Here is a 10,417-nt window from a genome sequence, read left to right as displayed (position 1 = left end):
AAACAGCCTAACCACTGGCCGGATTTTACACCGGCGCGGCAAACCACATCGGCGCCGCTTCGTGGCCTACTTTCTCACCGCCCTACACAAATGGATAGAGCAACAAATCGCGAGTATCCAAAGCAAGCTTTCGAAAACATTCGGGAAGTCGCTGCACTCTCAACGATGGCTTTTCGCAAGGGCGCTAGGAGAGTTCAGCCCGAGTGCCGTAAAGGCGATCATCGAGGAGCACGCTGCGGATTATCCTGAGGACGTGAAAGAGCGTCTGAGGGAAGCTGAGGACGATGAGGACGAAGAGAATTAGGCCGCGCTCCTATGCACTCCTTGGGTATGCAATCTGCATAGAAAGCCCTCATCAAACTAGAACACCCAGTCCTCTGCCTCCATGAAATCCTCCAAGGAACCGCACGCGACGCCAAAGTGCCGGCAGACATTGGGAATCTTCGCACCGTTGGGTGGTTCGCCTTCCAACGTCACGACTGTAGCGTTCAACGACTGCGCGCGTGCGACAACGAACGGGTCCGCATTTCTCCCACCCTTTAAGATGGACCTTCGGCTAAGGAGTTGTCGGAAGTGTGGAACGGAAAAAATCTCACCCACGAACGCCCCTTCATCCCCGTCGGGCGACGGGAATATCTCCGCGTTGTCATGCGCCCACTGGCGTAACGAGGCGGACCTGTCATCAAGAAGTTCGCGCCGCACTTCTCTCGTTGAGGTAATTAGGCCGTCTTCAACGAGAAGATCAAACTGTCGCCAAAGGCTAGGAAATCGGCGAGGATAAAAGCTGTGGAAGAGCAGAGAAAAGGCGTTGTTGTCAAAAACGTAACTCAATTTTTCCCCCTCGCAACATATTCCTCGAGGGTCGCCAGGTGTTTCTGCTTGGTGTTGAGGTAGTCACTCAGATCAGCGTAGCTTATCTGGTTTTGATGAAATTTTCGAAACGCGAGTGTTATGTAATCACGCCCGAGGTATGCGATCGTATTGTTATAAGGGTTACCGCCGCTTCCCTTTTGTAGCTGAGCACTCCATTGATTAGCGGCTTGTTCGTATTGATACGCAGAGATTTCTCCGCGATCCAAGAATTTTCTGAATATCGCCTCCCTACTCACCGAAAAGCGTCTAGCTAACTCCTCAGCCGCATCCTCGTCGGGAACGAGGCTGCCATTGACGGACTCGAATATTTCGTCTGGTATGAGAAAACTAGAGGCAAATTGATTGCATATGACCTCAATTCGAAGATTGTCATCGCGTAATTGTTCTAGGTACCTATCATTTTTCTCATCTATACCACTCGTATGAAATAGAAGGTGAGCAAGTTCGTGAAACAAAGTGAATATCTGTCGGGATTTTGAATTTGTGTTGTTCACATAAATGATAGGGAAAATGGGATCGTATAGGCAGAAGCCGGAATATTCAGGCTGACGAAATTGGTCCTTAAAGACATAAACACCAACAGACTGAAGTGTGGACCGCCATTCTTTGAGGGCGTGATCTATGTTGTTCCACGAAAGCTGCTCTTCAATCGAGACGCCTAGATACTCACGAACTGCACTGGCAATCTCGTTAATGTTCTCCGATGGGCTGAATCTCAGATCATCCGTAATTAGACGGACTGAGGGGCTGGCTCCATTATTCAGCTCTTCTAGGCCAAGCTGGAGAGCGCGCGCCTTCCGTAGCAAGAGGCGGATGCGGGGTGGGATACCTTGCAGCTGTTGCGCGCCCAACGTGCGGAAGGTTTGTTCAGGAGCAGGAACATCAGGAGGCTCAGGAAAAAAGAAGACTGATATCGGTAGCTTGAGCTTATCCGCAAGTTGCTCAAGCTGCGGATAAGTGGGGGCCATGTCCCCGGCTTCCCATTCGGCTAGCTTCGTGAAATCGCCGGCCAGCGCATCGAGCGAAAAGCCCGCGCGTTCTCTTGCCCACCTTAGAACAGTTGGTGAAATCGGCATTATATCCGCCGCCATGAGGGTCTATCCATTCCTTATGCTGTGACGGCTTTGGCACCTCTTCGGCCCGACTCTCCTTCTGCGTGCATTTTGCGTGAGCTTGCTGACGTATTCAAGCGCCCAGCCAAGGTCGGTAAGGGAAGGGTTGCGCGTATGTGGGGAAATGGAGTGGGGAAGGGCTGCTTGCGCTCATTCGAAAAGGCAAGCGAGATCAAGGGCTTAGACGAAAAACGGAATTTTGGTACGCCCAAGGGGAATCGAACCCCTGTTTCCGCCGTGAGAGGGCGGCGTCCTGGACCGCTAGACGATGGGCGCACGAGCGATGGCTCCAAACCATCGCAGGCGCGTTATTTCACATGCGAGCAGAGGCGTAAACCCGGCTCGCGTGGTGGTACGCCCAACGGGACTCGAACCCGTGTTTCCGCCGTGAAAGGGCGGCGTCCTAGACCGCTAGACGATGGGCGCTCGCGACACGCCGGCCTTATAGAGGTGTCGCTTTTCCCCCGCAAGCCGGCGGGGGACGTTTTTTGTCATTGATGTAAAGCAATGCGAAGAGAGACGCACCGATTAGTCGAGGCTACCAGCTGCCGGTATTCTCCATGGATGCCCAGGGCTCCTTGGGTTCCTGAGCTTCGCCCTTCTGCAGGAGTTCGAAGGAGATGCCGTCCGGCGAGCGCACGAAAGCCATGTTGCCGTCGCGCGGCGGACGGTTGATCGTCACGCCCGCGTCCATGAGCTTCTGGCAGAGCGCGTAGATGTCGTCGACCTCGTAGGCGAGGTGTCCGAAGTTCCGACCGCCCGAGTAATCCTCCGGATCCCAGTTGTATGTCAGTTCGACCATGGGCGCCTTTTCTTCCCGCGCGCGCCTTTCGTCGTCGGGTCCCGCGAGGAAGATGAGCGTGAACCGCCCCTTCTCGTTCTCGCTCCGGCGGATTTCCACCATGCCGAGCTTGTTGCAATAGAAATCCAGCGATTCGTCGATGTCGCGAACGCGAACCATGGTATGAAGATAACGCAATTTACCCTCCTGCCGTATGAAGATCGGTCGGGTAGGAAGAATAGGGGCCCCATGTCGATCCGCAACGGTGGTGTCGGAAAAAGGATTGCTGCGACGAAATCGTCAAAAGGAGCCTTGCGCAGCAATGCCCCGTCGATGCTAATGTGAAGGACGAATCAAGCGGCGGACGGACTCCGGCGTGTCAGGCAGAAGGTCTGCGGGCATGGGGCATGAAACTTCTCGCAAGGAGGATGCGCAACGCACGGCTGTGGCCGGCGAGGCGGTCGATCTTTTCGAGTTGACCGGTGTGATCAAGTGGTTCGACGTCGCCAAGGGCTTCGGATTCATCGTTCCCGACAACGGTATGGAAGACGTTCTCCTGCACGTCACCTGCCTGCGCCGAGACGGCTACCGCACGGTGCGCGAGGGCGCGCGGGTCGTCTGCGAAGTGCACAACGGCGATCGTGGTTTTCAGGCCTTTCGCATCCTTTCCATGGATCAGTCGACCGCTGTTCATCCGTCCCAGCTGCCGCCAGTGCGGACCCATGTCCAGGTCACGCCGACGAGCGGCCTCGAGCGCGCTACCGTCAAATGGTTCAACCGGACCAAGGGTTTCGGCTTTCTGACGCGGGGTGAGGGGACGTCGGATATCTTCGTTCACATGGAAACGTTGCGGCGCTACGGCCTGACGGAGCTTCGGCCGGGGCAGGCCGTCCTCGTGCGTTACGGCGAGGGCACCAAGGGTCTGATGGCGTCGGAGATCCATCCCGAAAATGCATCGGATTTTACCGGTGCGCACTAAAGGTTTAGGCGGCCGCGAACGCTTCGTTCTCGCCCTTGCGACAACGCTCGCGCTTCTCGCTTTCTCTTGCAGCGATGGATCCGCGGCGCAAACCTCTCCCCTGACGATCACGACCCGGACGGGCGACCATGTCTTCCACGTCGAGGAAGCCCTTACGAAGCAGACGCGTGAACGCGGACTCATGCACCGCGAGACCATGGCCGACGATCACGGCATGATCTTCCGGTTCGATCGTTCCCGTCCCGTCACCATGTGGATGAAGAATACGCCGCTTTCCCTCGACATGATTTTCGTGAAGGCCGACGGTGAAATTGCCGGGATCGCGCGAAAAGCCCAGCCGTTCTCGACGGATATCATCGCTTCGCCCGAGCCCGTGCGTTTCGTGATCGAGCTCAAGGGTGGCGTTGCGGGATCGATCGATGCCAAGGCCGGCGACCATGTCTCGAACCGCCTGATCGATGAACCGTAGGCGGTTTCCGCCCGGTCTGAAGACAATGGAGACCGGTCCGGCGATCAGTCGTTTCCAATACCGGCGATCATCCATTTCAAAGAGTTCATCGATGCTGCGAGGGCGCCGAATGCGGCCCGACGGCGTCACGTGGCTTCCCTGCCATCTTTTTCTTCGCGAAGCGATAGGCCGGTCGCTCGACGACGGTGTAGGTCAGCGCCGAAAGCGGAATCGCGACGCAGAGCGCGAGTGCGAAGCGTTCGCTCGATGTGAGATCGTATTCGCGCAGGGCCCGAACGACCGGATAGTGCCAGAGATACAGCGAATAGGACCATAGCCCGAGCGTAACCATCACGCTGGACGACAAGATCCCGTGCACCAGATCCTTCGGCCGGACGATCGCGCTGATGAGCACGACCGTGGTCAGTTGTACGAGTGTCGTGCCGAGCGAGAGGCTGAGCGGCGTCGCCCAGCGAAAGAGATAAGTACAAAGTGCGAGCACCAGCAAAGCGAGCAGGCCCGACGATCGCATGAGCCGTTCGGCGGGGATCGGCTTGATTGCCAGAAGCCCGCCGAGAATCAGGCCGGAGAGCCGGCAATCGGCGCGATAGTAGACGCTCCCCCAGTCCGAGAAGAATTCGATGCCGACGATGCGGATCACGGTGAATGTGAGGAATGCCGCGAAGAGCATTCCCGCGAGCCGCTCGTTCGAAATCGATCGCGAAGCGAGGATGACGACCGGCCAGAGAAGGTAGAACTGCATCTCGACGGCGAGCGACCAGGAATGCTGCATGATGTCGGGCGAGGCGAAAAGCGCCTTCGAATAGTCGCTGACGTAGAATGTCGGAAGAAGAATCTCGTGCAGCAGGTTCGCGGACGGCCAGAACAACGGTGCGGCGAGGACGACCGCCACGCAGACGACGAGGAGTGCCGGCCAGAGCCTCGCGAGGCGTCGGAACCAGAAAACGCCGAGGGAAAGCGTTCCCGTGCGCTCGGTCTCCATGCGAAGGAGCGAAGTGATGAGGAACCCGCTCAGCACGAAGAAGACGTCGACACCGATGAAGCCGCCGAGCGTTGCGAACCAACGGGCGTGAAACCCGACGACGACGAGTGCGGCAAGCGCGCGCACGCCATCGAGCGCCGGCATGTATTGCCATTGCGTTGCGCGACCCGTCCCGGTTCCGGGCAACGTTTTGGCAGTGCCGCGTATGGGCGCGGAGGATTGCGGATTGGGCGGCATGGAAAGGTCTTCGTCCACTGCTTGAACGGCCGTCTCGTCCGTCCAGACGAACGAAGGAAAGCCTCGCGTCCCTCAAGGCTATAACGTCAGGGACGCCCCTTTGCTCCACCCGATCATGCGTTCGGCGTGTGATCCGTTGCATTCCTGCAGGAAACGTCGGCGGGTGAAGATGGCGACCCCTGCAGGATTCGAACCTGCGACCGCCGGCTTAGAAGGCCGGTGCTCTATCCAGCTGAGCTAAGGGGCCGTGTTGGCTCGGTATCGTTTGCCTGCCGACAGTTCAATGCGTCCAGGGCTGACGGCGCGAATAGCGGAAATTATCTGCATAAGCCACGCGCTTGCGTTTGGTTTCCTTCGGCTGCGCAATACGATAGGCGATGCCGTTGCGTTCGGCGTAGGCAACGGCCTCCTCGCGGCTATCGAAGTTCAGGTGCACTTGCTGGCGCATGTCCTTGGAACTCGTGTACCCCATCATCGGATCGATCTTGCGGGGGATCTCCGGGTCGAACTCCAGGACCCAATGGTCCGTTCTCGCCTTCCCCGACTGCATGGCCGTCTTGGCGGGGCGATAGATCTTCGCGGACATCACGATACTCCATGCGAGGCAGGGCCGTTGTGCGCAACGGTTTCTGCGGTTCGACACTGCATGTTCGAGGCAGTGGACCGCGAGCCCGTTTCCCCGAACGCCTCCGCGCGCAAGCGCATACATTCCTGTGGATCCGGTGGTCGGAGCGGCAGGATTCGAACCTGCGACCCTCTGGTCCCAAACCAGATGCGCTACCAGGCTGCGCTACGCTCCGGGCCGGCTTGCCGTTCGCCGAGATACACGGTTCGCCCGTCGCTCGCAACCGATCCGACGCGCGTATGTACGGACGGAAGCACCGGGCTCGCGCCGTCGCGGCTGCCACGCTTGTTGATCAGATCCAAACGCCAGAAAACAAGAACTTGACGACAGAACAAAACAGGAACATTATGATGTTTCTTAACGGAAAGGATCTTTGGTCATGCTCGATTTCACACGCGACTGCGTTGCCTTCGTCTCCGTCTCCATCTTCCTTGCCAGTTTCGGATGTCTGCTCATGGCCTTTTGAAGGTCGTATGTCCGTTCTCCGGCCGTACCCCGCGCCCGGAGATCGCCGGCGATCCGGCCGGCACCCGCCGCTTTCAGTCCGGCCGGATCGTCCTCTTGCGTCGTTCGCCTTTCGCCGGGGGATAGCTTCACGACGCGCATGGACTTCGCGGTCATAGCTGGCCAGAATTCGCTTTCGCGAATCCGCTTGAAATTCGATGGAACGCAAGGGTGCAGGGTATGGATGAGGCGAGAGAGCAGGCGGCCGGTCCGGGGTTCGTCCATCTGCGCGTACACTCGGCGTACTCGCTGCTCGAAGGAGCGCTACCGGTCAAGACGTTGATCAAGAAGGCGGTCGAGGATCGTCAGCCGGCGATCGGCATCGCGGACACCAACAATTTCTTCGCCGCGCTCGAATTCTCCGTGAAGGCATCCGAAGAGGGCCTGCAGCCGATCACGGGATGTCAGCTTGAGATCGACATGCAGGACGGCGAAAGTGGCGAACGTCGCGGCAATCGTTCGATGCGCGAACAGAACCCTTCACTGGTGCTGATCGCGGCCGACGAGAGCGGGTATCGCCGGTTGGTCAGCCTCATGTCTCGTGCCTATCTGGAAGGGTCGACGTCGGAACGGGCGCATATCAGCCTCGGGTGGCTCGAGCAGGAAGGCACCGAGGGGGTGATTGCGCTCAGCGGTGGCGCGAAGGGCCCGATCGACGCCGCGCTCATTCAATCCGGACGCGAAAAGGCACAGGCTCGGCTTGCCCGGCTCCAGGATCTGTTCGCCGATCGGCTCTATATCGAGATACAGCGTCACGGTGCTTACGACCGCGCCCATGAGGGCCGCATGCTGGCGCTCGCCTACGAGCACGCGGTTCCGCTCGTCGCGACGAACGAACCCTTCTTCCCGGCGCCGGACGATTTCGAATCGCACGATGCGCTGATGGCGGTCGCCGAAAACGCCATGGTTTCCGACGAAAGCCGCTTCCACCTCACCGAAGACCATTACCTCAAGAGCCGCGCGGAAATGTGTGCGCTCTTTGCCGATCTTCCCGAAGCGCTTGAAAACACGATCGAGATCGCCAAACGCTGCAGCTTCCTGCTGGAGACGTGTCAGCCGATGTTGCCGAAGTTCGCAGGCAATTCGGACGATCCGGAAGAAACCATTCGCGCGGAAGCTTCGGAGTTGCGTCGTCAGGCACAGGTCGGTCTCGCCGCCCGGCTGGATACGCTCGGTTGCGCACCGGGTTTCGAGCAGGATGATTACGAGGAACGGCTCGAAAGCGAGCTCGCCATCATCGAGCGCATGAAGTTTCCGGGCTACTTCCTGATCGTCTCCGACTTCATCAAGTGGGCGAAGTCCAGGGACATTCCCGTCGGTCCGGGCCGCGGTTCGGGTGCCGGTTCGCTCGTTGCCTACGCGCTGACGGTCACCGATATCGATCCGCTGCGCTTCTCCTTGCTCTTCGAGCGGTTCCTCAATCCCGAACGCGTCTCGATGCCCGACTTCGATATCGATTTCTGTCAGGATCGGCGTGAAGAGGTCATCCGCTACGTCCAGGAGAAATACGGACGCGAACAGGTCGGCCAGATCATTACCTTCGGATCGCTGCAGGCCCGGGCCGCTCTTCGTGACGTCGGTCGCGTGCTCGAAATGCCCTATGGGCAGGTCGATCGCATCTGCAAGCTGGTGCCCAACAATCCGGCGAACCCGACGCCGCTGCACAAGGCCATCGCGGACGATCCGAAATTCGAGGAGGAGGCGGAGAAGGAGCCCGTCGTCGGCAAGCTACTCGACATCGCCCAGAAGCTCGAAGGTCTCTACCGGCATGCTTCCACCCACGCGGCCGGCATCGTCATCGGCGACCGCCCGTTGTCCCGGCTCGTGCCGATGTACCGCGATCCGCGTTCCGACATGCCGGTTACCCAGTTCAACATGAAGTGGGTCGAGCAGGCCGGTCTCGTGAAGTTCGACTTCCTCGGGCTGAAGACGCTGACCGTCCTCAAGACGGCGGTGGACTTCATCGCCAAGCGCGACATCGACGTCGATCTCGCGGGCCTGCCGCTCGACGATGCCGAGACCTACGCCATGCTCTCGCGCGGCGAGACGGTGGGCGTTTTCCAGATCGAAAGCGCGGGCATGCGCAAGGCCCTGCTCGGCATGCAGCCGGACCGCATCGAGGACATCATCGCACTGGTCGCACTCTATCGGCCGGGGCCGATGGAGAACATTCCGGTCTACAACGCCCGCAAGCACGGCGAGGAGACGATCGAATCGATCCATCCCAAGATCGATCATCTGCTCGAAGAGACTCAGGGCGTCATCATCTACCAGGAACAGGTGATGCAGATCGCTCAAGTGCTTTCGGGCTACTCGCTCGGCGAGGCCGATCTTCTCCGCCGGGCAATGGGCAAGAAGATCAAGGCGGAAATGGACAAGCAGCGCGTGCGCTTCGTCGAAGGCGCCGTCGAAAACGGTGTCGAACGTGCTCGTGCGGACATGATCTTCGACCTGCTCGCCAAGTTCGCCAATTACGGCTTCAACAAGTCGCACGCGGCAGCCTATGGCTACGTCTCCTATCAGACGGCCTATATCAAAGCGCACTATCCGGTCGAATTCCTCGCCGCGTCGATGACGCTCGACATGGCGAACACGGAAAAGCTGAACGATTTCCGCCGCGATGCCGCACGGCTCGGCATCGAGGTCGTACCGCCTTCGGTGCAGACGTCCTTTCGCCATTTCGAGACGGGCGAGGGCCGTATCTACTACGCGCTCGCCGCCATCAAGGGTGTCGGCGATGCCGCGGTCGATCACATCGTGGCGGTACGCGGCGACACGGCCTTCGAAAATCTCGAGGATTTCTGCCGGCGCATCGATCCGAAGCTTCTCAATCGCCGTGTCTTCGAAAGTCTCGTCTCGGCCGGCGCGTTCGACTGCTTCGGCCACGACCGGGCGGCGTTGATCGCCGGTACGGACCGCATCATCGGCTTTGCCCAGCGCGAGCACGAAAACCGGACCAGCGGCCAGTCGGACATGTTCGGGCTCGGGCAGGCGGGCGAGATGACCGGCGACATTCGTCTTCCGGCCGTGGCGACATGGCTGCCGTCGGAAAAGCTGCAGCGCGAATTCCAGGTGCTCGGTTTCTACCTGTCGGCTCATCCGCTCGATTCCTACGCGGAAGTGCTGTCGAAGATGCGCGTACAGACCTATGCGGACTTCGCGGCTGCGGTGCGCAAGGGAGCGACCGCCGGCCGGCTCGCCGGCACCGTCACGGCCAAGCAGGAGCGCAAGACACGTACCGGCAACAAGATGGGCATCGTCGTCTTTTCCGATGCCACCGGCCAGTACGAAGCCGTCCTCTTTTCCGAGATGCTGCAGGAGTACCGGGACATCCTCGAACCCGGACGTTCCCTTGTCATCACCGTCAGTGCCGAAGAACGGCCAGAAGGCATCAATATGCGCATCCAGAGCGTCCAGTCGCTCGAGGAGGAGGCGGTACGGCTGCAGTCGGCGCTTCGCGTCTTCGTGCGCGACAGTGGGCCGCTTGCGGCCATTGCCGGTCATCTGAACGATGCCGGGGAAGGCCGCGTTTCCTTCGTCGTCGTTCAGGAGGAGGGCGGCCGCGAAGTCGAGATCGAGCTTGCTCGCCGCTATCGCATCTCGCCGCAGATCGCTTCGGCGCTGAAGGCGGCACCGGGTGTCATCGACGTGGAACTCGTCTAGAGTTTTTCAGGTTTATACGGAAGCGCTCTGTTCGATCGTGCCTGCTTCCCACGCGAAGGCGATCGCAGCGCGATGTGGTTCATCGGGCAAGATCGCCGACAGTGAGGCGGAGAAGCAAACGAGCCAGTGTCTCGTTTGCCCGCCGAACGGGAAAGCGGCACGGTCGAACCCTTCGGGCCGGCCCTGTTTGCA

General features: G+C 59.5%; 9 protein-coding genes and 4 tRNA genes. 4 read left to right on the top strand and 9 right to left on the bottom strand.

The annotated features are described in order from the left end of the window. The coding region (locus tag FJU11_RS18485; RefSeq protein WP_210242914.1) for a hypothetical protein at window positions 1-304 on the top strand (304 nt) is incomplete at its 5' end. Between the two features lie 56 nt (window positions 305-360). Here FJU11_RS18485 and FJU11_RS18865 read toward each other — a convergent pair. The 5 genes from FJU11_RS18865 to gloA form a co-directional block, all read right to left on the bottom strand. Further along, complete coding sequence (locus FJU11_RS18865; RefSeq protein ID WP_181408239.1) at window positions 361-831, bottom strand: PIN domain-containing protein; 471 nt, start codon at window positions 829-831, stop codon at window positions 361-363. Next, the gene (locus FJU11_RS17725; RefSeq protein ID WP_141168405.1) at window positions 828-1,964 is read right to left on the bottom strand and encodes a helix-turn-helix domain-containing protein; all 1,137 of its coding nucleotides are present in this window, start codon (window positions 1,962-1,964) and stop codon (window positions 828-830) included. Before FJU11_RS17725 ends, FJU11_RS18865 begins: the two co-directional genes overlap by 4 nt. A 221-nt stretch (window positions 1,965-2,185) precedes the next feature. Continuing rightward, window positions 2,186-2,261, bottom strand: a tRNA-Glu gene (locus tag FJU11_RS17720). Between the two features lie 74 nt (window positions 2,262-2,335). Then, a tRNA-Glu gene (locus FJU11_RS17715) sits at window positions 2,336-2,411 on the bottom strand. 112 nt (window positions 2,412-2,523) lie between these two features. Further along, entirely contained in the window at window positions 2,524-2,964 is a 441-nt protein-coding gene (gene gloA, locus FJU11_RS17710; protein WP_141168404.1) for a lactoylglutathione lyase, read from the bottom strand. A 202-nt stretch (window positions 2,965-3,166) separates the two neighbouring features. On the opposite strand from gloA, the gene FJU11_RS17705 reads away from it, so the two are divergent. Both FJU11_RS17705 and FJU11_RS18810 read left to right on the top strand, forming a co-directional pair. Further along, window positions 3,167-3,745 (top strand): cold-shock protein, encoded by a 579-nt coding sequence (locus FJU11_RS17705; RefSeq protein WP_141168403.1) that lies wholly within the window; start codon window positions 3,167-3,169, stop codon window positions 3,743-3,745. Next, window positions 3,717-4,214 carry a DUF192 domain-containing protein gene (locus FJU11_RS18810; protein ID WP_141168402.1) on the top strand — a complete coding sequence of 166 codons (498 nt, stop codon included), beginning with the start codon at window positions 3,717-3,719 and terminating at the stop codon, window positions 4,212-4,214. The genes FJU11_RS17705 and FJU11_RS18810 overlap by 29 nt, the downstream gene beginning before the upstream one ends. Before the next feature lie 85 nt (window positions 4,215-4,299). On the opposite strand, the gene FJU11_RS17695 is transcribed toward FJU11_RS18810, so the two are convergent. From FJU11_RS17695 to FJU11_RS17680, 4 genes are all read right to left on the bottom strand, one after another. Further along, window positions 4,300-5,340: an acyltransferase family protein gene (locus tag FJU11_RS17695; RefSeq protein ID WP_181408238.1), complete on the bottom strand. Its 1,041-nt coding sequence runs from the start codon at window positions 5,338-5,340 to the stop codon at window positions 4,300-4,302. Window positions 5,341-5,603: 263 nt separating this feature from the next. Then, window positions 5,604-5,680, bottom strand: a tRNA-Arg gene (locus FJU11_RS17690). Window positions 5,681-5,713: 33 nt separating this feature from the next. Further along, window positions 5,714-6,019 carry an ETC complex I subunit gene (locus tag FJU11_RS17685; RefSeq protein ID WP_181408237.1) on the bottom strand — a complete coding sequence of 102 codons (306 nt, stop codon included), beginning with the start codon at window positions 6,017-6,019 and terminating at the stop codon, window positions 5,714-5,716. Window positions 6,020-6,156: 137 nt separating this feature from the next. Further along, a tRNA-Pro gene (locus FJU11_RS17680) sits at window positions 6,157-6,233 on the bottom strand. A gap of 509 nt (window positions 6,234-6,742) precedes the next feature. Between FJU11_RS17680 and dnaE the strand changes: the two genes are divergently transcribed. Beyond that, window positions 6,743-10,225, top strand: a complete 3,483-nt coding sequence (gene dnaE, locus FJU11_RS17675; protein ID WP_141168406.1) for a DNA polymerase III subunit alpha — start codon at window positions 6,743-6,745, stop codon at window positions 10,223-10,225. The last annotated feature ends 192 nt before the right edge of the window (window positions 10,226-10,417 follow it).

The organism is Pararhizobium mangrovi, assembly GCF_006516965.1.
Taxonomy (GTDB): Bacteria; Pseudomonadota; Alphaproteobacteria; order Rhizobiales; family Rhizobiaceae; genus Pararhizobium_B; species Pararhizobium_B mangrovi.
Note: the sequence above shows the minus strand (reverse complement) of the source record. Positions and strands in the feature narration are given on the sequence as shown.

Excerpts from the sequence above, each read along its gene's own strand:
- FJU11_RS17725 (WP_141168405.1), bottom strand. The coding sequence starts at position 1,964 with ATGGCGGCGGATATAATGCCGATTTCACCAACTGTTCTAAGGTGGGCA.
- FJU11_RS17705 (WP_141168403.1), top strand. The coding sequence starts at position 3,167 with ATGGGGCATGAAACTTCTCGCAAGGAGGATGCGCAACGCACGGCTGTG.
- FJU11_RS18810 (WP_141168402.1), top strand. The coding sequence starts at position 3,717 with ATGCATCGGATTTTACCGGTGCGCACTAAAGGTTTAGGCGGCCGCGAA.
- FJU11_RS17695 (WP_181408238.1), bottom strand. The coding sequence starts at position 5,340 with ATGCCGGCGCTCGATGGCGTGCGCGCGCTTGCCGCACTCGTCGTCGTC.
- FJU11_RS17685 (WP_181408237.1), bottom strand. The coding sequence starts at position 6,019 with ATGTCCGCGAAGATCTATCGCCCCGCCAAGACGGCCATGCAGTCGGGG.
- dnaE (WP_141168406.1), top strand. The coding sequence starts at position 6,743 with ATGGATGAGGCGAGAGAGCAGGCGGCCGGTCCGGGGTTCGTCCATCTG.